Source organism: uncultured Nostoc sp. (assembly GCF_937863485.1).
Classification (GTDB): Bacteria; Cyanobacteriota; Cyanobacteriia; order Cyanobacteriales; family Nostocaceae; genus Nostoc.
In genome coordinates, this window is record NZ_CALMFY010000092.1 from 1 (window position 1) to 22,629 (window position 22,629).

Below are 22,629 nucleotides of genomic sequence, written 5' to 3' on the forward strand. Positions count from 1 at the left end.
TCACCCGTTAATGTACTGATATCACTGTACCTCAGTTACCTGCAATCTGCTGTAACTAAATTAAATATGAACGATGATAAAGCGGCATTGTTTGCGGCACTGTGTCAGGCTGGTATTAAGCACAGTCCAGAAAATATTGTGCGGATTGCCAAGCAAGCTGATGGCAAAATCGTATTTTTAGAAGAGGGCAAAGCTGGTAGAAGAGGAAGGGGACTAGCACACATCTTAGAGAGACATCAAGAGGACTTTGCCAGACGTGGAATCTCCGAAAATGAAATCCCGGATGCTGTTATGGCTGCTGTGACAAGAGGAAAGTTTCTGGGTTATCAAGGAACAATAGAACCTCGCCGGGAAATCTATGAAGTAATTTTTAATGGACAAACACAATATATTGCAATGAGTGTGGGCGATAATGGTTATATAGTCGGAGCTAATCCCGCCTCGTTACCATAATTTCATCTGAATAGCTATGGCAGTAAAGATAAAACTAATGGCTGATTATGGGTGCGACCCTTTATGGTGGGCAGATACTGATAAAGTTGGTAATATTGATCCAGCAAGACTGCCCCTCAGTCAAGAAACCATTAGCCATCTGAGAAAATGGGCATCTGCTTACAATGCAACATTAAATTGGCAAGATCCTGCTAACTCACCAGATTTGAGTGCAGAGGCTGAAGCGGCTTTTGAAGAAGAAGGAATCAGCCTGTGGAAGCAACTGCAAACAGAGCTTGCACCTAATTATCAAGTTGTTTATTTCAGTGAGCTATTAGGCAAGGTTTTAATTCATCCTAGTGAATTAGAAGTTTTACCTGCTATTCAGCAATGATTTCACCTAACATAATATAAATTTAGTACAGCACCAAGAAATTTAATTGCGCGGTTACAGGAAATCAATCCTGAGGTGCTATAGGCCGCCAAGGAAGCCGTCGGGGTGTAGTTTCGGGGTAATCGAGAAGATTTAGGGGTGAGGAGTCATGTATGCTCTTTACCCTCATATTTTTTATTTTAATTAGGAAATATGAGAAAGGTTAAATTGAACTAACAAAAATTTACCAAAGTAATAAGTATGAATTACTCAGAACTATTAGAGATTTTTAAGTCATCTCTCATCTTAACTAATCAAGTTTTTAATTTCTTGCATAAAACTTATGAAAAATTAGATGATAAAAATAAATTAAGGCATCATATTTTATATAGAATGAAGTCTACTAGCACAACTATTTTTCATATCTTAACTCAAAATATTGCCAACCAAAATTTTGTTGATTTTTCATCGGCAGCAATTTTAACAAGAAGCATAATTGAGTCTTACAAAACGTTTTATTATTTAACATCTGAAGCTGGTATTGATGAAGCTGAATTGGAATTTAGATATCTCATATTTGAATCATATGATATTTTGGAAAGGCAAGATATGATTAGGGGCTTAAAAGCAGGACAAATAGAGCCAATGATAGATTTTAAAGAGCTAGATGAGCAATTAGATGAATTAAAAATCGGTATTAAGAACAATAATTTTTACAAATAGATAAAAATTATTAATGAACAAAATAAAAGATATGAAGATATTAAGGATACAAGTTTGTTTTCTTGTAAATTCAAGCGTTCTATAGCTAAAATAAATGGATGTTTTATAAAACACAAAGATATACTTTTAAAAAGATTTATAGAAATAAACCCTGGATGTGAACAGGACAAAGAAAAGATTAATAAAAGATACGAATTTTTGTATAAGTATTTATCCAATTTTGTCCATATAAGTCCCTATTCCATTTCTCAACCTTCAAACTCTATTTCAATAGATGATTTTAAAAAAGTCATTCTTCCTATTATATTTTATTTGAATATTGCAAATGAAGACATATTAGATGCTTTTCCAGAGCTAAAAAAAGAAATACAAGTGGAAAGCAATTATCCTGATATTTTTAAAGGATTAGAATAATTTATTCAATTTTTGAGATGTGATATTATAAACTAATCTTGATTCAAACTGAAGCATATAAACCGATCTAAATAAAGCAATATATGGCGAACTTAACCCAGTGATTATAATTTTAGTTACTTTTATTACATTGCCGAAAGAACGATCGCGCCTCCAACTAGTCAAGCTATTATGTACTGTAAAGCCTACAGCATTAGGAAATCTCCCACCATGTCCAACCAGACAAACTTGACTGATGCTCGTAACAACCTAGCCGAACTCTGCGCTCAAGTAGTTGCAGATAGAGAAGTAGTAATTAACCGACAAGAAGGCGAAAGCGTCGCCCTAATTGCTGTTGATGAACTAGATAGTTTACTAGAAACATTTCATTTACTTCGTTCACCTAAAAATGCAGTCCGTCTGTTAACTGCTTTGGAAAGAGCAAAAGCTAGAACTTTAAAACCTCAAAGTATCAACGAACTACGTCAGGAGTTGGGTGTTGACGAAGAAAAATAAGGATGAAACCAACCCCAAGAAAATAAAGTTCGAGATGCTATATTTCATCCAAAATTTCGGGAAGACCTCGCCTATTAAGTAGAGACAAACCGTAAAACTGCGCTTCGCGCTTTTAACTTGGTTGAAGCGATTATGCGAGATATTTTTACAGGTATTAGGAAACCTGAACCATTGAAATACTTAGATTCAGATGCTTAGTCGCGGCGACTTACTCAAGAACACCGGATTGTTTATCTAGTAAGTGATGACCTGATTGATTTTTTTCAAGCTCGATATCACTACTGAAATAGCACATAGCTACAAGCTACTGTGCGTCTACGATTTCTGAGAGAGCTTGTCTTGCAAAATGTTAACCTATAGCGATCGCTGCTGCAACCCTTCCAGCGATCGCATTCCTTAACGCAGAAATTTACTGATAAATAAAAATTAATCGCGAACAAATATCACAATACAAAATTATTACTTCGGGGATCTAATAGGCAGAATAACCCACTAAAATCAGAACCGATGTGTCTCCCATTACGAAGTAAAAAAAGCATCCCAAAAGCCTCGCAATCTCTCTTAGAGTAAAAAAGTAGATGCATGTTAATGTTTTAATCTCATTGACTTTCCCTTCACACCTTTTCCTATGCATCTGCACTATTTACACCCCCAACACCTTGAAGAATTAGTCAAGAGTAGTGGTATAGACTTACACCTAGTGCAACTCAATTTTAGGTCACTCCAAGGCGTAACTGCTTATGAGTACCTATTAATTTCTGAGCTACTCCCTCGCACCAATACCGGAATGGTGAAAAGTGGATGGTTGCAGCGTTATGCTCATATCACTGAAGGTGGTTGGTGGTGTTCGGGGTTAGACCCTTTGAATAATTGGCAAATGATGGAATGGGGATGCTTTAAGCCAAACCAACCCCGACAGAATCACAATGGTAAGTCCATCAAATATGAACATCCCCCCAGCACGCCAACACGGGTGTTTTGTTTGCGGGTAACCCTGCAAGTGTGGCAGCAAGTCGCTAGACGTTACAATCTGGTCATGCCTGACAATATCACCATTACTGCTGATGGTGAAGTTGAAGGCTTTTGGCAATGGGTGATGCAACAGAACATTCCCCTCCTTCTCTGCGAGGGTGTGAAGAAAGCAGCCACACTGTTGACGCAAGGATATGCAGCTATTGCGATTCCCGGAATTACCAGTGGTTATCGGGTTGTCAAAGACGAATTTGGTAAAGTTACCCGTCGTCAGCTGATTCCCGACTTAGCAGCGTTTGCAATTACAAAGCGTAGCTTTTATATTTGCTTTGATTTTGAAACTCAACCTAAAAAAATTGCTGCTGTAAATAATGCTATTTCCCAGCTTGGTTGTTTATTCCAGCAAAAAAATTGCCCTGTTAAAGTCATTGAACTTCCAGGAATGGAAAAAGGAGTTGATGAGTTTATCGTTGATAAAGGTGCAAGTAGTTTCGATAAAATTTATCGTCAAAGTATTGATTTAGAAATTTATCTTGCTCAAACCAAACCCCACACCGAGTTAAGCATTCCTGCTGCACTCACCTTCAACCGCCCTTATATAAGTGAAATACCTTTCCCCACTTCTGGATTAGTAGGAGTCAAATCAGCAAAAGGAACGGGTAAAACTACAGCACTGCAAGCCGTTGTTCAGCAAGCAAAAAGCATAAATCGACCTGTTTTGTTAATTACTCACAGAATCCTACTAGGAAGATTTTTGTGTGAAAAAATTGGTATTCAATGGGGAACACATAAAGAAGATACGGATAAAAGAATTGATAAAACACTTACTCCCGCTCCTCCCATCCTCCGCTCACTCTCTCCTCAGCAATCTCTTGGATTGTGCGTTGACTCTATTTGGAAACTTAACCCTGAAAATTGGCGTGGGGCAATAGTAATTTTAGATGAAGTAGAGCAATCTTTGTGGCATCTATTAAACAGTAATACTTGTAAAAACAAGCGTGTAAAAATCTTAAAATTATTCCAGCAATTAATTTCCACAGTTTTAACAACTGGGGGGTTAGTAATTGCCCAAGATGCTGATTTATCAGATGTGTCACTTGAATATTTACAGGGATTGGCAGGAATTAAATTAACACCTTGGGTAGTTCTCAACCAGTGGAAACCTCAGCATGGGTGGGACGTAACTTTTTATGATTCGCCGAACCCAACACCGCTAATTCACCAACTGGAATTGGATTTACTTGCTGGACGTAAATGTTACGTTACTACCGATAGTCGGGCTGGGCGTTACAGTTGTGAAACAATTGAACGTTATCTGAAAGAGCGGTTACAAAAATTACGACGGCAATTTCCTAAAACTTTAGTAGTTAGTAGCCACACTACAAACACACCTGGTCACGCAGCGGTTGATTTTATTGCAGCTATCAATCAAAAAATCTCTGAATATGACGGCGTTTTTGTTACCCCTAGTCTTGGTACAGGAATTAGTATTGATGTCCAACATTTCGACCGAGTTTATGGCATTTTTCAAGGGGTAATTCCTGACTCGGAAGCAAGACAAGCATTAGCGAGAGTGCGGGATGATGTTCCACGTATTGTCTGGTGCGCTAAACGAGGTATTGGCTTAATTGGTAGTGGTAGTACAAATTATCGCTTGCTATCTGATTGGTATCAGGAAAATCAAAAAGAAAACTTAGCTTTGCTTAGTCCATTACATAAAATAGATGTAGATTTACCTTTAGTTCATGACCCGATTCATTTGCGAACTTGGGCTAAGTTATCTGCAAGGGTAAATGCCTCTATCCGCCTCTACCGTCAATCGATGCAAGATGGTTTGATTGCTGATGGACATCAAATTCAGATGCGGAGTAATGCTGTTCACAATAATATTATTCGAGATTTACGCCTGGCCTTTTTGGCAACTGATGCTGATGATTTAGCTACCCGCAGAAGATTAATTTTAGAAATTGTCAAAGTTCAAAAAGATTGGACGCAAAGCCGTCAAAAAGCTAAAGAAATTAAACGCAAAATTCAAGATATTAAGCAGCAAAATCAACTATCGCTAGCAGCTGCTGTAGCTAATGCTCAAGATATCGATTATGTAGAATATGAGCAGCTATTAGTGAAGCATTCCCTGACTGATGGAGAACGCAACCAAATTAACAAATATGTTCTCAGACAAAAATATGAGATAGAAGTTACTCCTTGGCTGAAGTTGCAGGATGACCACGGATATTATCCTCAACTGTTAATTCACTATTATTTAACTCACGAAAGCGAGTATTTTCATGTTAGAGATGAGCAAGAATGGCATCAGCAATTATCTTGGGGTGAAGGGAAAGTTTTTCTACCAGATTTAAAAACTTATACGCTCAAAGTTGAGGCAATGAGAGCCTTAGGAATGCTTCAGTTTCTCGAAGCAGAACGAGAATTTACTGAGAGTAATCCAGATTTGATATTGCTGAAAAATGTTGTTTTTCAGCATAGTAAGCATATTAAAAGAGCGCTTGGTATTAACTTAGTTGGGGAGAAAGAGCAGGTTTCGGCAATAAAAATACTCAGCCGACTGTTAAATTTGTTGGGTTTGAAACTAAAGCGGGTAAATGAGGTTTATCAAATCGACCTGCAAACGCTTTATGATGGCAGAGAGAAAATATTTGCAGTTTGGCATCAACGGGATGAGTTGATGTTGGCTCATGTTAAGAGTGTTGGCTATGAGTTGCCTGATTATTCTTCAGACTGGAAGCTTGAAATTATTCAAACCAAGTCTTATGCCGCAGTGGTCAACAAATAATTACAAATTGTGAATATCCTGTAGCCTAATATCTACCTAATATATATAGGACTGATATTTGATTTTTGAAATATACGTAGGGTGCGTTAGCCTTTGGCTAACGCACCACCTCTGATTCTAGGTGCCGTACTCAAGGGCGATAACACAACGCCAGTCCGCTCAAGTCGGGAAACCCGCCCAGACGGCTGGCTCCCCTACATATACTTAGATTTTTTCACGCAATCAAGTCGGATTGCTATAGTGGTGATGCTGTCATGCTTCTAAAATGCAGCATTTAAATCATTTCAAAAATACAGCACTTACGATGCCTGCGGCAGTTAAGGCAAGAGACGCGATAAATCGCCCTCTCTACAAAGGACTGATTATTGTAAAGACGGCGATTTATCGCGTCTTTGCGATCTAGGGCGTGTCATCAAAAAACCTTATCCGAACCGTATTGCCTACGCACCTGCAAAATGTGGGACTTACAGCAGTTTTCATTTCTTTGAACCACATAGATTGTAGGCACAGCATAGCTCATTGGTGTCAACTTAAGCTGAAAGCCAGTAAGCGAAAAAGCTTTTAGAGATTGTCTCGTTCGCAGTTTCTGACTGGGAATGCCTAATGTGAGGCTCCGCCTCAAGACTAGCGGCACCGCAATGAAAGAGCATTTCCAGCCAGAGGCTCTTAACGAGGTTTTAAAAGAGTTTTAACTTAAGTTGACACCAATGAGCATTGCTGTGCCCCTACACCGTGGTCTATTTACCTGAAAATAGCTATAAGTATGATTGCTTTAGAAAATCAAGATTCCAAGACCGGATCACAACCTGAACTAATGGAAGCGATCGCTATATTTTACTTAAGTAGAACGGCGTAAATAATTAAAAGTTTGTAGTATACCCCTTTGGATATCTTGCTACGCGAACAAAAAAGGGCTTGAGTCGCTTACTACAAACTTAATTACAATAACTTTACATTGCAAAACACATAGTTTAATTTATTCCCGCCGACTTACTTACCTATCCCAATTTCTACTTTGCCTTCACCCGCGCCTGCTTCACCATCGCAATTAAAGTTTGATGGGCATCTTCCGCATCTGCTAAAACATGATCAAACTGAATGCGGACTGGCACAGCTTCCCCATTCACTTGCGCTGTTAAATCCATACCTTGTGCATCAATTGACAGCATTTGTGCTGCGAGCGCATCTGTTATACCGCCAAAAGACTTAGCATAAACAACTATGGCATCAGCATGATCATCATTCATATGCTTGCAGATGCGCGAACTAATATCAGCAGAGAAATCCTTAGACATTGTTGAGATAAAAATTTAGCAATACAGCAACAGCTTACATTTTAAGATTTTAAGCTAACGCGGGTGAAATTTGCTGATTTTCTTTCTTAACAGTAAAAAATATGTATTTTACCCTATCTTCATCATTAATATATTTTATTTTTAGGATAATAATTAAATTAAAATAAAAATTATTCAGTATTTTTACCTTCCATTACGGAAACCAGACAGCTTAAACTGTAGCAGAAGTATTAGCCAAACTATTGAAGCTAAGAGATAATGAGCGAAATTAGCCCCAGACGAATTGTAATTGGGGATGTGCATGGTCACTATGAAGGTTTGATGACATTGTTGGAGGCGATCGCCCCCACCTCAGATGATCAAGTCTATTTTTTGGGAGACTTAATTGATCGCGGTCCTCATAGTGCACAAGTAGTTAATTTTGTCAAACGACATAACTACCCATGTTTGCTGGGAAATCATGAGCAGATGTTATTAAACATTCTGACTAACGAAAGAACTTCCTCCCCGACGATGCAAGCATGGTTGTATAGTGGGGGGCGAGCTACCGTAGCCAGTTACCACGAGGCTACAATTCCTGATGACCATCTGGATTGGTTGAAGACTTTGCCTACATATCTCGACTTGGGGGATATTTGGTTAACTCATGCTGGTGTTGACCCTTGCAAGTTGGTGACAGAACAAACTGCCGATCAACTGTGCTGGATACGAGAGGAATTTCATAGTATTGAAAAACCCTACTTTCCCGATAAGCTAATTATCATCGGTCACACCATTACCTTTACTCTGCCGGGTGTTTCTCCTGGTAAACTGGCACAAGGACAAGGATGGCTAGACATAGATACTGGCGCTTATCATCCCCGGAGTGGCTGGTTGACTGGACTGGATGTCACAAATAACTTAGTTTATCAAGTTAACATTTTTAAAGACTATCTTCGCGCCCTGCCCTTAAAAGATGTAGTGATCAGAGTTGATCCAGCCAAAATCAAAGTTGATCGCCGCTACAAGAATTGAGTATCATTCGAGATCGGAAGATGAGGGAGATGGGGCAGAAATGACCCTTGACTCTTGACTTTAAGACCGCACTAATGGTCGAATATTAGCTTTATAACTAGCATTATTCAAGCCATAATTTCCATTACTGGGTTGAGAGTTAATTGCACTTCTGAGGGCATCAATGCGATCGCTGGTTCCGGGGTGCGTACTCAAAAATGTTGGAGCAGAACCACCTTTTTTCAGCAGCTTTTGCATAAAGGAAACCATTGCAGACTGGGCGTAACCAGTTCGTGTCAAAGTTCGTAGTCCTCTTTGATCGGCCTCAAATTCATTTTTACGACTGCGTGGCAAGTCTCGTGCTAACTGGACACCAATTTGCACTGCCGTATTCCGGTCTAAGCCAGCAGCTGTTAATAGGCCACCTTCAAGCGCTTTTTGCTGCATCTGTTTGACTACGTGTTTGCCACCAATGTGACCAATTTCATGGGCGAGTACACTTGCTAGTTGCGCTTCATTGTCTGCGGTTTTCAGCAAACCCGTGTGGACATAGACATAGCCGCCTAAGGTAGCAAAAGCATTAATACTGTCATCTTGAACTACTTGGAAGGTATAGGGGAGATCGGGGCGATCGCTATTAGCTGCTAAACGCCGACCAACTTGTTCCACATAACGATTAACTTCGGGATTGCGGTAAAGCCGGACTTGACTACCGACTAATTCCTGATTAATCTGCTTACCAAGATCAACTTCTTGGTTAGGGGATATATTAGAAAGCTGAAATGCCTGAACTCCTTGAAGTAGAAGAGGCAGGAAGTCTAAAGTTCTTCCAGGCAAGGGTGTACTTAGGCACAGACTCAGAGCAACTACCACTGAAATTAAAGGATAAAACCAGCGACGCCGCCACACACGGGAATTTGCAACAAAACTTTTCCAGTTGAACATAATACACTCTGAAGATTATTTTGGGAGAACATAAAATGATGGGACAAATTATCAGACGGATTTAGAGTATTCTAAGTTGCATTCTTAACTCAAGACCAAAGGAGTTGTTATACAGGTAATGTTTAGGCAAAGCTACCGAATTGCGGGGGTTAACGATTCCCTCTAGAGATAGGCTTAAACACGAGATATTAATTTCTGGGTGTGTCAGTCTTAACGGGCAGTTTGAGAGTTAGCTGCCACCCTTGTGAACTTACGAACTTGTGATAAACTGTCGCATAACCATAATCCCCAGCCGCTTTGAGTTATTACCAAATAGGGAAAATTGCCGTTACCATCGAAAGCCTTCTTGCTCCAATCAATTACTTCGCTATTACTTCGGAAAAGTTTTTATGGCTATTTTAGATTCAAAAGGTCGCTTGTTTGGCAAAATCAATCTTCTAGATTTAGGTGCTGCGCTGGTAATTTTGCTAGTTATATTTGGCATCTTTATCTTCCCTGGTACTTCTGGTTATGTTGCCCAAGTTGGTGCGAAAACAGTACCCATAGAAGTAGATTTAGTAGTCCGTGGGTTGAATGTCCGTGACCCTGAGCAATTATTCAATAACGGATTAAAAAAAGGTGGAAAAACTAATGTGATTATCCGCAATCAACCCCACGGAGAGATTGAGATTAAATCCGTTCAACAGCTACCTAGAACAATCAATATTCCCCAACCTGATGGTACTGTTAAAGAATTGCCAGATCCGAAGACCAATAATTTTAGTACAGATTTAATTTTGACTTTAGATGGCAAAGCCCAACTCACTGAAAATGGGCCAGTTCTGGGTAACAGTAAAGTGAAAATTGGTATGCCATTTGAGTTGGAAGGCTTTAACTACAACTTCAATGCAACTGTTATTGATCTCAGATTGAAAGACAAATAGCATTCCCATTTTGGTCTTCATAAAATAAGCTGATAAACCGAATATTCTCTAATCTAAAAAACTCGGTTTATCAGATTACTCAATTGAGGTTATAACTACTGAGCAGCTTTGGCTTGAAACATTAAATACGTCCCTTCTAACCCTTCTACAATTGTGCGTGTATTGGCAATCATCATTTTCTGATAAGTGTCTGCCTCACTTCCTGGTTCACCAAGTCCCTGAGCATACAACTTCCTGTCAGAAATTTTTACTTGAGCAACTCTTGCTACAGATTGAAGTAAATTAGGGTTAATTGCCGTCTCAGCAAAAATTGTTGACACTTTCGCCTGTTTAATATTTGTAACCAAATTTTTCACTCTTGCAGCTGTTAGGTTTTTGTCAGTACTAATACCTTGTAATCCCCCTACTAATGAAATACCGTATGCTTTGGTGTAATAACTCAGCGCATCAGAGGTTGTAACTAACGTACGTTCTTTAGTAGGAATACTCGCAATTCTTGACTTAATCCAGCTATCTAGTTGAGTGAGTTCATTTGTGATTTTTCTGGTATTGCTGGTATAAGTCGCGGCATCACTAGATTCTAATTTTCCCAGGTTGCTATTAATTACCTGCACCATCCTGATCGCATTCTTAGTATTGTGCCAAAGATAAGGATCGTTTACTTTCTTATCGCCTCGCTGAAATTTTTGTGGCTTAGGCACCGCAAGTTGACCGACGGCTATTTTCGGTGCAGAGTTTTTAGTTGCTTTAATTAATTTGATCAGATTTGGTTCTAAATTATAGCCACTATAGAGAATAAGATTAGCTTGCTCAATGGCTTTACGATCCTCCGGTTTTGGTTTATAAAATTGGGGGTTGGCAGTAGGAGAAATCAAGCAGGTAAGGTTAACAGTATTTCCGGCAACCTGTCTGGTTAAGTCGCATAGTACACTTGTAGTTGCTACGACTTGGGGAAGATTCTCATTTACCTGCGTGGTAGTTTGAGTAAATGTAGTTCTTACAGTTTGATTTCCGCACCCAACAAATCCAATCGTCAAAGCAACAAGAATAGCTCGTAAGGAATTATTTGATGGTGGTTTTTTTGACATCCTAAACTCCTACTGGATGTATAAAAAAAAGATAATCATTATTATTAAAAAAGTCAGAATTTTGAATTCTGAATTCAGCTTAGGTAATTAGCGAACAGTCAGAGCTATGGCTTTTAGCGATCGCTGTGCTAACACCAAAGGCGAACTGAACCTTTGAAGAGAATGGGGAAAAAAGAATCGGCAATTTTTGGTAAGTGAACTACAAATGAGGTTTTTGCAGGCAAAAACTTCGCTTCACGCGACAGGCTGCAAAACTGCTAGGGATAAAAGCACAATCAGCAAAGCGATGCTAGGGTGTCTTTGGTAAGAAGTGTAGTGCAGTTCTCTCACCATCTGCTGAAGCAGCTATACCATTGTGCTTATGTGCCGCCAAAGTCGCAAATTGACTAGAATTATCCGCTTGAGGAGAGGAACATAGTGATGATGAGGCCTATTGATCATACGGGTTGATTTCGCAAACCGAGTCGTGAATCTAAGGCAATTGTAACTGCGGTTTTGTCAGGTGTGGGCATATGCTTGTTACAAATATTGGTGAAGATAAACAATGGTAATTTTAGTTATCCTCGTTAACACCCTGATTTCACTGATACTATTCTATGTGGCTTGGCGGGTGTGGCAACTCAAGCAGCAGTTAGCATACATAGCAGATAGGTTAACCGTCTATGAAAGTTGTACCCATGCAGCACTGAATAAAGCACCCGAAAATATTTATCTTAGCCAGGAGAATATTTACAACTTACGGCAGAAAAATCAAGCACTACAAATGCAAATTCAACAAGTGCGGCAAATTATCAGTCTACTTTTGCTAGGACAGCAAATCTGGCAGCGTTATTTTCGTAGGCTAGAGTTACCGCCTGGGAAAAAAACAGTCGCAAAATGAGTTATGTCAAGTTCGGATGAACATTTATAATTAGGGCTGACACGGGGATGCGGTGACACAATGAGGTGAGGATACGGTGAGACGGTGATACTAGGAGTTTTGAATTATAAGTAATTAACAGTTTCGATATTAAAGCAACATTTTTGGCTGATATTTTGTCACGATAGATTAACTGGATAAAATCGTTTAAGTCTTGCAAGGGTAGAAAACCCACCTAAAATGGGTGTAAGGAGAGCAATAACAAGATGTCTAATAACCGTTCTGGAGTATTTATTGGCGGTTTGATGCTGGGAGCTACCATCGGTGCTTTGACCGGTTTGCTCGTAGCTCCACGCACAGGGCGCGAAACACGTAAAATTTTGAAGAAATCTGCCAATGCTATCCCAGAATTGGCAGAAGATTTATCAACGAGTGTGCAAATCCAGGCAGATCGTCTCTCTGCAAGCGCACTGCGAAACTGGGATGAGACTTTAGATAGATTACGGGAAGCGATCGCAGCAGGTGTAGATGCCAGTCAGCAAGAAAGCCAAGTCTTAAAGCGGCAAACATCTGTTGAAGACTCAGATTCTCTTGCCCAGCAATTAGAAGGCTCATAAATAACATAACCGTGATTGACCCCCTGTTTTGGTTGGGACTTTCCTTACTCTTAGTCGCCACAAGTTTGACTGCGGTTTTAGTGGTGGCAATACCGGCTTTCCAGGAGTTAGCACGCGCTGCTCGCAGTGCAGAAAAGCTATTTGATACACTTTCACGGGATTTACCACCCACTCTAGAAGCTATCCGCGTGACTGGTTTGGAGATCACTGACTTAACTGATGATGTCGGTGAAGGTGTAAAAAGTGCCAGTCAAGTCATGAAACAAGTTGATCAAAGCCTTGATAGTGCAAGAATTCAGGCTCAAAATCTGCAAGTAAGTACACGCAGCATCTTTGTTGGCGCGAAAGCTGCTTGGAGAAACTTCACACGCCAAAAACCCGCGAGGCGAACAGGCGATCGCATCCCAAGCAATGAACAACCACCACTCACGTTGCGAGAACGAGAAGTGCTCAGGCAAGAAAATCGCCGACTAAAAACAGAAGTATACCGCGCTAATGACGGTTACAACGACGCTGCTAGCTGGGAAACTAATTTTGATGATGAAGATTGACCAAAAAAAGGCTGTGCATCTTTATACAGAATTGGTATTAGTCAATTTTGAGTTGTTAAAAACTTTGACGATAATGATAATCAAAAAGAGGGAGCGTCGCTTGCCTCCTACCTTTCTCCCCAGCCACAATTATGATTTTTATTAAGAATATTTTGAGTATTTTAACTGATTGACAAAATGCACTTTACTTTAAATTCTCCCGAATGCCACTCCTCAATCCCTAATACCTAAAAACGCTTTGCTTTGATCCCTTAGATTAGAGTAAAGTAAACAAGTGTAAAGAAGTATCACTTTTCCAGTACTCTTTTAAAACAACTTGTTTACTTCTACCGTTGATATTTATTTGTATAAAAACGTCCATGCAATCTTGTTTTTGGCGACGAATTCTGGTATCTATCGCAGTATTTTTCTTGGCTGGGACAATTTGGGTCATGCACTCTCCCCCAGCACTGGCTTATGACAATCCTGACTTACTCCCTAATACCTTTACCCCAGTTGTAGACTTAGCAAAATCTCTTCCTGTGCTGCAAGAAGAAAAGCTTGTCAAAGATTTAGAGCAGTTTGAAACCGATACGGGTTGGAAATTGCGAGTATTGACCCAGTATGACCGCACCCCAGGTCGGGCAGTCATAAAATATTGGGGTTTGGATGATAAAAGCATTCTACTAGTTGCCGATTCTCGTGGCGGTAACATCCTCAGTTTTAGCGTCGGCGATGCTGTTTATGAACTTTTACCCCGGACTTTCTGGATAGAACTACAAACCCGCTTTGGTAATTTGTACTTTGTCCGCGAACAAGGCGAAGACCAAGCTATTCTGCAAGCCTTAGAATCGGTTAAAGGCTGTTTACTCAAGGGTGGTTGCAATGTTGTCCCCGGACTGCCACGAGAGCAATGGATTCTCACCTTGATTACCTCAGTTATTGGTGGGGTGATTTGTGGATTTGCAGCTCAACCCCGCGAGAAAGGACAAGTTTTCGCTTGGCAATGGGCTTTAATTTTCTCACCTTTGTGGGGAATCTTATTTATTGCCTTTGGTATTGGGCCAGTGGTGACACGCACAAGCGACTGGTTACCTCTAGTTCGCAATATCTCTGGGTTTCTTATTGGCGTCTTGGTTGCCTACTTATCTCCTATTTTCAGTCGGTCTTCTTCTAGTAATGAGTTATGAGTGCTGAGTTAGAGTTATAAGTTTTTAATTAACTTATAACTCCTAACTCCTAACTCTCTGAAGCTGATAAGCTGAAAGCTAATATTTGAGAAGCTCAACAAAAATGGAATGGCACGTAACTGATGCTCAAAGTTTAGCAATCATTGATAGTGAAATTGAAAATCATGTTTTTTCACCAGCAGAGTATGAGATTGTGCGTCGGGTAATATACTCTACAGCTGACTTTGAGTATAAGTCTTTGATTCGTTTCTCTGAGCGTGCCTTGCAAGCTGGAGCAGCAGCACTAGCGGCGCGCACCACGATTGTGGTAGATGTGCCAATGGTACAAGTAGGTATTGCCTACGAGATTCAAAACACCTTTGCCAATCCGGTGTATTGCAGTATGGAAGCTCTGACACGTCCTCAAAAAGAAAAAACTCGGGCAGCATGGGGAATAGAAACCTTAGCAAAGCGTTATCCAGAAGGCATTTTTGTGGTGGGTCAAGCACAAACAGCACTAACAGCACTAGTGGATTTAATTGAAGCTGAGGAAATTAGACCTGCTTTGATAATTGCGACTCCAGTGGGATTTGTAAATGTTAATGAAGCAAAGGAGCGCTTACAAGACTCTCTAGTGCCTCACATTACAATTGATAGTCGCAAAGGTAATGCAGTTGTAGCAGCTGCGATCGTTGATGGATTGGTAGACTTGGCTTGGCAAGCCTATGGACAAGATGGAAATCGGGGGAGTTAGGAAAGTCGGTTCTATCGTTCCCTTTATGCCAAATAGTATTTAAAACTACTAAATAACCTGATATTTATGTTAAGTAGTGCCGATAAAGGAGCCTTTTCCTGTGGTATTTCAACGTTTTGGTTTAATCGCATTTCTTGCAATTCCCGTGGTATTAAGTCTTTTGGGTGGGAAAGAAACGATAAAAGTATCTTTAGTTGAAAACGCCCGTCAGGTATCCACTAACAAGGAAATCATCCTACCCAACCACAAATTAATCAGCATTAAGGCGACTCCGAAAACATATTATGTTAGTGGTAAAGGAAACGACACAAATAGTGGACTCTCTACTACATCTGCCTTTAGGACAATTCAAAAGGCAGCAGACATAACTAACCCTGGCGATACAGTATTGATTATGAACGGAGTATATACAAATTTAGCTAAAGCTCCGAGTGTAGTAAGTATTAAACGTTCTGGAACCGCAAAAGCATGGATTAAGTATAAAGCATATCCTGGTCATTTCCCAAAAATTAAACACAATACATGGAACGGTATCCTGATTTCAAGTACAGCTTCATATATCGAGATCAACAGGTTGGAGGTCATAGGAAACAATGCCAATATAACCCTTGCTTATGCATTAAGTCAAAAGACTAACAGATCAAATCCGCTTACAAACGGAAACTGCATAAGCATGGACGGACGAGCCAATGGTCATGTTCATCATATCCGTATTCTAAACAACAAAGTGCATGACTGTGGAGGAGGAGGTATCGGAGCATTGCAGTCTGATTATGTGAAGGTGGATAATAACACTGTGTTCAATAATGGCTGGTATAGTGTTTATGGTTGCAGTGGCATTTCGATGGGAAGCAATTGGAATTCTGACACCAACCGGGGATACAAGATGTTCGTGACCAATAACAAGGTATATAACAATCGCATGTACATCCCTTGGATTGCGGTGGGAAAGATCACAGATGGTAATGGCATTATTATCGATACTTCCAGAAATGAGCAGAACCCAAATTTGGATGCATATGTAGGACGGACTTTAATTCAAAACAATTTGACATTTAATAATGGTGGTTCAGGGATTCATACATTTTTAAGTGAGCATGTTGATATCGTCAATAACACAGCTGTTTTAAATAATCAGAGTCCAGAAATTAAAGATGGGCAAATATTTGGCAATGTGTCATCTGATGTCAAAATTTTAAGGAACATTCTCTATGCTTATCCTGGCAAGAATATTAACGGTAACAATAAAAATAAAAAAGTGATTTATGATTATAATATCTACATTAATAGTTCTAAAGTAAATGTTAAGGGACCTCACGATATTGTTGCAGACTCCGAGTTTTTAAGGAAGCATCCCACTCTAAAAAAAATATCTAGCAATTGGAAATCGCGGCTAGCTAAACAAAATCCGCCTCGGCGGACTTATGTAGAGCCTAAGTCGGGAGGTTTTGTTTGTGGGTCAATGACCTATCGTTTGAAAGGGAAACTCATCAAAATAGGATGCTCCCGTTAGCAAGAAGGCAAAAGGCACAGGGTAGGAGATGATTTATGCTGAATCCAAATGCCCGAACCTCATGGACGACTATCGGGGAGTCTTGCGGTTGAGAGCAAACTACCAAAATCTCTGCAATAGGTGGCTCATAATTAGTGTCGGTCTGTCCTTTGCATGTGTCTGAAAGAGAAGCCTATAGTGATTACATCCTCCTACCTGCTTCACTTCTTTAATCCTCTACTCTCCGACGCCGCCGACGCGGCTTTTGTTGTTGGTCTTCACTCAAGCGGCGACCGATTTCGTTAAAGAAATCCCGCCGCAAATAAGGATAATCGCTAACCCAGAGGTCACGACTGGGAAAGTATATATCGCTGAATTCTTCAATACTGCTCAAATCTGAGCGATTTGACATCACTACCATTTCTGCAATTTGACCACGAGTAATAACTTTGTGGGCAGGACGTAATGGTGCTACAAACTCAATACTAAATCCTGTGTCATCACCCACCTCTAAGTTAATCTGTTTTTCTCGGTTTTCTACAATCACTAATTCGCCTTTGCTGTTGACTGTTTCGGTTTTACCCATCAACTGGTCTGTAATCCACCAATCTAACACTCGACCACGGAAAAAGCCGCCATACTTATAACGGCGGCATTGCAAATTCCGCATACTTGCTTGAAACACTGGATACCACAACCAAAAAAAAGCGCTAAGTATCCCCAGCACAAATACTATTGAAGCAAACGCAAGCCTGAAAACGACTGTTACAAGCAAAATAACAACTACTGCAACTACAGAAATTAACAGCCGTTGCAAAAAATTTGAGAACTTCCCCCAGTAGTACTTGTACTGCAAACCAGTGGCAATTAGAGGGACAACTTGTTCAAATTTCTGGCGAGTCAGTGGTACTAACATGAGTGCTGAGTGATGAATGCCCAATAGTGAGTTTAAAGTTTAAAGTATCTTTTCTAATCCATATACTAACGACTTTAGCGCTAAGACTTTGCGAATCGCTAGTAGCACTCCTGGCATATAGCAAGCGCGATCGCTCGTATCATGTCGTAAAGTATAAATCTGTCCTGCTGCGCCAAAAATAACTTCCTGATGGGCAATCAATCCTGGCAAGCGGACGCTATGAATTCTAATCCCTTCATCTGCTATACTGCCCCTAGCTCCTGGTAATTTCTCCGTTTCTTCTACAAGAGCAGAGTTAAAAGTTTTACCCAATTCTCCTAATAACTGCGCTGTTTGAATGGCAGTACCACTTGGAGCATCAGCTTTTTGGTTGTGATGCAGTTCGATAATTTCCACATGGTCAAAATATTTTGAGGCTGCAACTGCGGCTTGTTGCAACAGCACCATGCCAATGGAGAAATTAGGAATAATTAGACAACCAGTGCTAGCTTTGTCAGCAAAGTCTGCCAAGTCTTGGATTTGTTCTGAACTTAACCCAGTGGTGCCGACTACAGGACGAATACCGTAAGCGATCGCACTACGAATATTGTCATAAACTGAATCGGGATGGGTAAAGTCTACAATCACCCCTGGAGGAGAGTGTCTGTCACCAGCCACATACCCCAACATCGGTTCTAATTGATTGCTAATTGGCACTTCCAGGGGTTCGCTTAAACCCGCCAACTCTCCAGCGTCTTTATCTTGATGTTCCAAACTGTGGTCAATTGCACCCACTAGGTTTAAGTCAGGCGCTTGCGCCACCGCCTTAATTACCTCACGTCCCATTTTACCAGCAGCACCGTTGACAATAACCGGGATAGGAGCTTGATTCGTCATAGGTCGAGAAATACTTTTTGAGCCAACAAAGGAATTGTAAAGACTTTAGTGATCTAGTAGCTAGCTTTTCAAATCTCTGGCTTAATTCCGACTACTTTGATTTATGCAGCTAATCGCTCAGTTTTTTGACTCCCGAAAGCGGATGGGTTCTCATTTTCATCCCACCATCTTAGCCAGTAAGCCGTTTTATTTTCCCTACTTTACTTACCACACCTCCAAAAATAATCCTATACTGTCCCTAATAAGTAGCTCTTATAGAAGTTATTAGTCTTTTTTTGTCAAGTCCAATTGACTATTTGTGAGCTTATTGTTAAATTTATTTACATAACTTAGCAAAGCCCAAACATAATTACCTAACTGGTGTTAGCTAAGAAAATAAGATTTCTGTATCGCTATATCTCATCGACATTTAGACTTCTCCCATCTACCTCGGCTATCAAGTCGGGGTTTTTATATTCTCGATTGACTTTTCTTTAGTAGTTACTACTGATTTAGTCATCTTTAAGATGACTTTCGCTATTAGCCATAGGTTTCTAACCTATGGCGGGTGATGGTTCAGGCGCAAGATTGAACATTATGATAATTACGGAATATTGGCTTGACTACAAGTCCGCCTCAGAATGAATTCTGAGGCTCATAGCTCAAGTCAGCTTAAGCTGACTAAATACAGTTTTGTGTAAAAGCGTAGCATTTTTAATGCAGGGGAACGCATTAACATTCCAAGGGAATGCATTGGCATTGCATTGAGATGCATTAACAAAGCAAGCCGACGCATTAACAATGCAAGCCACGCATTAACAAGGCAAGCCGACGCATTAACAATGCAAGCCACGCATTAACAATGCAAGCCGACGCATTAACAAAACAAGCCGACGCATTAACAATGCAAGGTATTGCCAAATTTAATTCGCTACGAATTAGTGAAATGTTGTACTAAGGTTCAATTAACTTAGAGATTAATGGAATTCATTGCTTTAGCTGCGTGAGTTTTGGCCCATCATCTTCATGATTATGCCGTTCCAAAGACAAAATTATAGTCCCATTGAAATGATGCGCTTTCTGATTCTGCACATACATAACAGCTTGCTCAAGTTGTTTGCTTCCCATTGAAAAAATGCCATATCCGCGTTGCCAGCCAAACAAATCCTGTGAGGGCGAGAGATGATTAAGATGATGAGCGCTACTGCCTTTGATATTTTGGACAAAATCAGAGATAGAAAGTCTCGGTGGAATAGAAGCCACTAAATGGATATGGTTTTCTATTCCGCCCACAGCATGGATAATGCTACCAAGTGTATTCGCTTTGCCAATGATGTAACTATAAAGTTGGGTTTCGCGTTCAGGGGTAATTAGTGGCTGTCGCTCTTTTGTCGCCCAAATAAGATGATAATAAAGTCGCCACAGAGCCATGTACGTGCTGTTTTTGATGAAATTCATTGCGTCTAGTATTCCCGCAATGGTTAAAAATCTTCCAGTTAGCTTGAGCTATTAGCCTTGGAATTCATTCCGAGGCGGGTAAGCAATGTCTACGACGAGCTACGCTGACGCATTTCCCACCGCTTCATTAGTAAGGCGAGACACCAGGGAGTATTTGCCGACATTTGGGCATTGATCGATCCCTTCACATCTAATGGGTCATCCGAAGCGTCCCGGTTGGTGGGAGAATAAAAACGAGAAATGATGCTTGCTTGGTGTTGTCTCCAGCCCAAAGGAATCTGTAGAAATGTGGAAACGAATTGTATTAATTTTGCTATTGATGTTGAGCTTCAGCCTGAGTAATTCTGGTGTAGCAGCTGCGGCTGGACTCAAAAGCTTTGTAGACACTAGTAATGGCTATCAGTTTTTATATCCTAACGGCTGGCTGCAAGTTAAAGTTGCCAACGGGCCAGATGTGGTTTTCCACGATTTGATTGAGGTGTCTGAAAATGTTTCGGTTGTGATTAGTCCAGTTCCAGAAGGTAAAACTTTGTCAGAATTGGGAACCCCAACAGAAGTAGGATATAAGTTAGGAAAAGCAGCTCTAGCGCCTCCTGACTCTGGTCGTTCAGCTGAATTAGTTAATGCCGCACAGCGAGAAGTAGACGGTAAAACATACTACCTTTTAGAGTATGAGGTTAAACTCCCCAATCAACAGGAACGACACAACATCGCCAGCGTCGCTGTTAGCCGTGATAAGCTTTTTACCTTTAATGCCTCAATTCCTGAAAAACGCTGGCAGAGAGTTAAAGGAATGATTGATGAGGTTGTCAATTCTTTTTCTGTCTATTAATTGTGGAGTGGGGAATAGGGAATAGGGGATAGAGAAGAAACTTAATCACCAATCCCCAATGCCAATGCCCCATCCCAAATTACCAAGTTTGTCAGATCATGAAAATTCCACCTTTTGTACTTGCCTCAGCTTCCCCAGCCCGACGCCGCTTGCTGCAAACTGTTGGTATTGAACCGATAGTTCGACCAAGTGACTTTGATGAGTCGCAAATCCAATTAAGTGAACCAGCAGAATTGGTCAAAACTCTTGCCCAATATAAGGCGGAAACTGTAGCCCCGCAGTTTGAATCGGCTTTGATTATGGGTTGTGATTCAGTTTTGTCTATCAATGGTGAAATTCACGGTAAACCAGCAGACTTTTCTGAAGCGATCGCCCGTTGGCAGATAATGCAAGGTAACTTTGGCGACTTGTACACAGGTCACGCTTTAATTGACCTCGACCAAAACCGCTCTTTAGTCAAGTCTCAAGTTACAAAAGTTTACTTTGCTCAAATGAGCGATCGCGCAATTAAAGCCTATGTTGCCACAGGTGAACCCCTCAAGTGTGCTGGAGCCTTTGCCATTGAGGGTTTTGGTAGTTTCTTTGTAGAAAAAATCGCAGGCTGTCACAGCAATGTAATTGGACTCAGTTTACCCTTGCTGCGGCATATGCTAGGGGAATTGGGATACGATGTTACTGATTTGTGGCAATAGTCCTTTGGCTTTTGTCATTTGCCCAATGACGCCACTTGCTTCTCCTGTCAAAGACGCTCTTGCTAGCAAGATCCCCGTAGGGGTAGAACCGGGGGAACCCCGGTAACGCAGTGGCTCCCCAATGCCCATCAAGTGTTTGCTTATATTGCAGTCCACGACAGGTGTGGCACAACAGGTTGTAGACTGGCTACTAGATCGCATTCCCAACTAGAATATGTCATTTACTTCTATGCCCTCGCTGCGTGAGCAACAACATCCCCTAATTCGTCAGCTAGCTGATTGTATTGAGGCAGTTTGGCATCAGCACTTGGATCTATCGCCCTATCATTTGCCTGATGAGTTGGGGTATGTGGAAGGTAGACTAGAAGGCGAAAAACTGACAATTGAAAATCGCTGCTATCAAACGCCCCAGTTTCGGAAAATGCACTTGGAACTGGCGAAAATCGGAAATATGCTGGATATTTTGCACTGCGTCATGTTTCCCCGTCCAGAATACAACCTGCCGATGTTTGGTTGCGATTTAGTTGGGGGTAGAGGTCAAATTAGTGCAGCGATCGCAGACCTTTCTCCGATTCAATTAGAGCGCACCTTACCAGAATCTTATACTTCTGCACTGACACAGCTAACAGTGCTTAACTTTTCTCAACCTCGTGAATTACCTGAATGGGGAAATATTTTTTCGGATTATTGCATCTTTGTCCGCCCCAGTTCCCCAGAAGAAGAAACAATGTTTCTCGCACGTGTGCGAGAATTTTTAGACATTCATTGCACCCAAGCGATCGCCTCACATCCTGTTTCAGTTGAACAAGTCACACAAAATATCGCCGGACAACACAACTACTGCACCAAACAGCAGCAAAACGATAAAACCCGCCGCGTACTAGAAAAAGCCTTTGGCCCAGCTTGGGCAGAACATTACATGACCACAGTTTTATTCGACCTGCCAAATTAATCATCTCCCTGATCTCCTTCCAAACTCACAGTTACCCATCTGTAAGCTCTGTTACG

23 protein-coding genes and 1 pseudogene are annotated in these 22,629 nt (G+C 40.7%); 18 read left to right on the forward strand and 6 right to left on the reverse strand.

The window, feature by feature from the left end; translation table 11 throughout:
* From Q0541_RS12110 to Q0541_RS12140, 7 genes and pseudogenes are all read left to right on the forward strand, one after another.
* Positions 1-453 (forward strand): hypothetical protein (locus Q0541_RS12110; protein ID WP_366941861.1); only part of this gene is annotated, 453 nt, incomplete at its 5' end.
* Positions 454-469: 16 nt separating this feature from the next.
* Complete coding sequence (locus tag Q0541_RS12115) at positions 470-826, forward strand: hypothetical protein (RefSeq protein ID WP_298910336.1); 357 nt, start codon at positions 470-472, stop codon at positions 824-826.
* Positions 827-1,066: 240 nt separating this feature from the next.
* A complete protein-coding gene (locus tag Q0541_RS12120; protein WP_298910338.1) occupies positions 1,067-1,528 on the forward strand; it encodes a hypothetical protein in 462 nt (153 codons plus the stop codon).
* 54 nt (positions 1,529-1,582) lie between these two features.
* On the forward strand, positions 1,583-1,942 hold the full coding sequence (locus tag Q0541_RS12125; protein WP_298910340.1) for a hypothetical protein: 360 nt from the start codon (positions 1,583-1,585) through the stop codon (positions 1,940-1,942).
* A gap of 210 nt (positions 1,943-2,152) precedes the next feature.
* Positions 2,153-2,437: a type II toxin-antitoxin system Phd/YefM family antitoxin gene (locus tag Q0541_RS12130; protein ID WP_298910343.1), complete on the forward strand. Its 285-nt coding sequence runs from the start codon at positions 2,153-2,155 to the stop codon at positions 2,435-2,437.
* Positions 2,438-2,569: 132 nt separating this feature from the next.
* Positions 2,570-2,722: pseudogene (locus tag Q0541_RS12135) on the forward strand (Txe/YoeB family addiction module toxin).
* 343 nt (positions 2,723-3,065) lie between these two features.
* Positions 3,066-6,203, forward strand: coding sequence for a plasmid replication protein, CyRepA1 family (locus Q0541_RS12140; RefSeq protein WP_298910346.1), 3,138 nt, complete (start codon positions 3,066-3,068; stop codon positions 6,201-6,203).
* 1,010 nt (positions 6,204-7,213) lie between these two features.
* Here Q0541_RS12140 and Q0541_RS12145 read toward each other — a convergent pair.
* On the reverse strand, positions 7,214-7,498 hold the full coding sequence (locus tag Q0541_RS12145; protein ID WP_298910349.1) for a DUF2470 domain-containing protein: 285 nt from the start codon (positions 7,496-7,498) through the stop codon (positions 7,214-7,216).
* 258 nt (positions 7,499-7,756) lie between these two features.
* On the opposite strand from Q0541_RS12145, the gene Q0541_RS12150 reads away from it, so the two are divergent.
* Positions 7,757-8,512, forward strand: a complete 756-nt coding sequence (locus Q0541_RS12150; protein ID WP_298910351.1) for a metallophosphoesterase family protein — start codon at positions 7,757-7,759, stop codon at positions 8,510-8,512.
* Between the two features lie 60 nt (positions 8,513-8,572).
* Here the strand turns inward: Q0541_RS12150 and Q0541_RS12155 are convergent, their stop codons facing one another.
* Complete coding sequence (locus Q0541_RS12155; protein WP_298910353.1) at positions 8,573-9,436, reverse strand: M48 family metallopeptidase; 864 nt, start codon at positions 9,434-9,436, stop codon at positions 8,573-8,575.
* A 389-nt stretch (positions 9,437-9,825) separates the two neighbouring features.
* Here Q0541_RS12155 and Q0541_RS12160 point away from each other — a divergent pair, with 389 nt between their 5' ends.
* Entirely contained in the window at positions 9,826-10,359 is a 534-nt protein-coding gene (locus Q0541_RS12160) for a DUF4330 domain-containing protein (RefSeq protein WP_298910354.1), read from the forward strand.
* Between the two features lie 95 nt (positions 10,360-10,454).
* On the opposite strand, the gene Q0541_RS12165 is transcribed toward Q0541_RS12160, so the two are convergent.
* Complete coding sequence (locus Q0541_RS12165; RefSeq protein WP_298910356.1) at positions 10,455-11,447, reverse strand: zinc ABC transporter substrate-binding protein; 993 nt, start codon at positions 11,445-11,447, stop codon at positions 10,455-10,457.
* A gap of 544 nt (positions 11,448-11,991) precedes the next feature.
* Here Q0541_RS12165 and Q0541_RS12170 point away from each other — a divergent pair.
* From Q0541_RS12170 to Q0541_RS12195, 6 genes are all read left to right on the forward strand, one after another.
* Positions 11,992-12,327 (forward strand): hypothetical protein, encoded by a 336-nt coding sequence (locus Q0541_RS12170; RefSeq protein WP_298910358.1) that lies wholly within the window; start codon positions 11,992-11,994, stop codon positions 12,325-12,327.
* 245 nt (positions 12,328-12,572) lie between these two features.
* Positions 12,573-12,923 carry a YtxH domain-containing protein gene (locus Q0541_RS12175; RefSeq protein WP_298910360.1) on the forward strand — a complete coding sequence of 117 codons (351 nt, stop codon included), beginning with the start codon at positions 12,573-12,575 and terminating at the stop codon, positions 12,921-12,923.
* A gap of 11 nt (positions 12,924-12,934) precedes the next feature.
* Positions 12,935-13,474 (forward strand): DUF948 domain-containing protein, encoded by a 540-nt coding sequence (locus Q0541_RS12180; RefSeq protein ID WP_298910362.1) that lies wholly within the window; start codon positions 12,935-12,937, stop codon positions 13,472-13,474.
* A 359-nt stretch (positions 13,475-13,833) separates the two neighbouring features.
* A complete protein-coding gene (locus tag Q0541_RS12185; protein WP_298910364.1) occupies positions 13,834-14,643 on the forward strand; it encodes a TPM domain-containing protein in 810 nt (269 codons plus the stop codon).
* A gap of 103 nt (positions 14,644-14,746) precedes the next feature.
* Complete coding sequence (locus Q0541_RS12190; protein ID WP_273762167.1) at positions 14,747-15,376, forward strand: precorrin-8X methylmutase; 630 nt, start codon at positions 14,747-14,749, stop codon at positions 15,374-15,376.
* 100 nt (positions 15,377-15,476) lie between these two features.
* On the forward strand, positions 15,477-16,889 hold the full coding sequence (locus Q0541_RS12195; protein WP_298910368.1) for a right-handed parallel beta-helix repeat-containing protein: 1,413 nt from the start codon (positions 15,477-15,479) through the stop codon (positions 16,887-16,889).
* 208 nt (positions 16,890-17,097) lie between these two features.
* Here Q0541_RS12195 and Q0541_RS12200 read toward each other — a convergent pair whose 3' ends face one another.
* From Q0541_RS12200 to tnpA, 3 genes are all read right to left on the reverse strand, one after another.
* Positions 17,098-17,784, reverse strand: a complete 687-nt coding sequence (locus tag Q0541_RS12200; protein WP_298910370.1) for a phosphate ABC transporter permease — start codon at positions 17,782-17,784, stop codon at positions 17,098-17,100.
* A gap of 39 nt (positions 17,785-17,823) precedes the next feature.
* Positions 17,824-18,660, reverse strand: a complete 837-nt coding sequence (dapB, locus tag Q0541_RS12205; RefSeq protein WP_298910373.1) for a 4-hydroxy-tetrahydrodipicolinate reductase — start codon at positions 18,658-18,660, stop codon at positions 17,824-17,826.
* 966 nt (positions 18,661-19,626) lie between these two features.
* A complete protein-coding gene (gene tnpA, locus Q0541_RS12210) occupies positions 19,627-20,070 on the reverse strand; it encodes an IS200/IS605 family transposase (RefSeq protein ID WP_298910461.1) in 444 nt (147 codons plus the stop codon).
* Between the two features lie 313 nt (positions 20,071-20,383).
* On the opposite strand from tnpA, the gene psbP reads away from it, so the two are divergent.
* The 3 genes from psbP to Q0541_RS12225 all read left to right on the forward strand — a co-directional run bounded on the left by psbP (position 20,384) and on the right by Q0541_RS12225 (position 22,573).
* Complete coding sequence (psbP, locus tag Q0541_RS12215) at positions 20,384-20,929, forward strand: photosystem II reaction center PsbP (protein WP_298910376.1); 546 nt, start codon at positions 20,384-20,386, stop codon at positions 20,927-20,929.
* Between the two features lie 98 nt (positions 20,930-21,027).
* Positions 21,028-21,621, forward strand: a complete 594-nt coding sequence (locus Q0541_RS12220) for a nucleoside triphosphate pyrophosphatase (protein WP_298910378.1) — start codon at positions 21,028-21,030, stop codon at positions 21,619-21,621.
* Between the two features lie 214 nt (positions 21,622-21,835).
* Positions 21,836-22,573, forward strand: a complete 738-nt coding sequence (locus tag Q0541_RS12225) for a phycocyanobilin:ferredoxin oxidoreductase (protein WP_298910380.1) — start codon at positions 21,836-21,838, stop codon at positions 22,571-22,573.
* Positions 22,574-22,629: the final 56 nt, after the last annotated feature.

Coding starts and splice junctions, on each gene's coding strand:
- Q0541_RS12115 (WP_298910336.1), top strand. CDS start 470: ATGGCAGTAAAGATAAAACTAATGGCTGATTATGGGTGCGACCCTTTA.
- Q0541_RS12120 (WP_298910338.1), top strand. CDS start 1,067: ATGAATTACTCAGAACTATTAGAGATTTTTAAGTCATCTCTCATCTTA.
- Q0541_RS12130 (WP_298910343.1), top strand. CDS start 2,153: ATGTCCAACCAGACAAACTTGACTGATGCTCGTAACAACCTAGCCGAA.
- Q0541_RS12140 (WP_298910346.1), top strand. CDS start 3,066: ATGCATCTGCACTATTTACACCCCCAACACCTTGAAGAATTAGTCAAG.
- Q0541_RS12145 (WP_298910349.1), bottom strand. CDS start 7,498: ATGTCTAAGGATTTCTCTGCTGATATTAGTTCGCGCATCTGCAAGCAT.
- Q0541_RS12150 (WP_298910351.1), top strand. CDS start 7,757: ATGAGCGAAATTAGCCCCAGACGAATTGTAATTGGGGATGTGCATGGT.
- Q0541_RS12155 (WP_298910353.1), bottom strand. CDS start 9,436: ATGTTCAACTGGAAAAGTTTTGTTGCAAATTCCCGTGTGTGGCGGCGT.
- Q0541_RS12160 (WP_298910354.1), top strand. CDS start 9,826: ATGGCTATTTTAGATTCAAAAGGTCGCTTGTTTGGCAAAATCAATCTT.
- Q0541_RS12165 (WP_298910356.1), bottom strand. CDS start 11,447: ATGTCAAAAAAACCACCATCAAATAATTCCTTACGAGCTATTCTTGTT.
- Q0541_RS12170 (WP_298910358.1), top strand. CDS start 11,992: ATGGTAATTTTAGTTATCCTCGTTAACACCCTGATTTCACTGATACTA.
- Q0541_RS12175 (WP_298910360.1), top strand. CDS start 12,573: ATGTCTAATAACCGTTCTGGAGTATTTATTGGCGGTTTGATGCTGGGA.
- Q0541_RS12185 (WP_298910364.1), top strand. CDS start 13,834: ATGCAATCTTGTTTTTGGCGACGAATTCTGGTATCTATCGCAGTATTT.
- Q0541_RS12190 (WP_273762167.1), top strand. CDS start 14,747: ATGGAATGGCACGTAACTGATGCTCAAAGTTTAGCAATCATTGATAGT.
- Q0541_RS12200 (WP_298910370.1), bottom strand. CDS start 17,784: ATGTTAGTACCACTGACTCGCCAGAAATTTGAACAAGTTGTCCCTCTA.
- dapB (WP_298910373.1), bottom strand. CDS start 18,660: ATGACGAATCAAGCTCCTATCCCGGTTATTGTCAACGGTGCTGCTGGT.
- tnpA (WP_298910461.1), bottom strand. CDS start 20,070: ATGGCTCTGTGGCGACTTTATTATCATCTTATTTGGGCGACAAAAGAG.
- psbP (WP_298910376.1), top strand. CDS start 20,384: ATGTGGAAACGAATTGTATTAATTTTGCTATTGATGTTGAGCTTCAGC.
- Q0541_RS12220 (WP_298910378.1), top strand. CDS start 21,028: ATGAAAATTCCACCTTTTGTACTTGCCTCAGCTTCCCCAGCCCGACGC.
- Q0541_RS12225 (WP_298910380.1), top strand. CDS start 21,836: ATGTCATTTACTTCTATGCCCTCGCTGCGTGAGCAACAACATCCCCTA.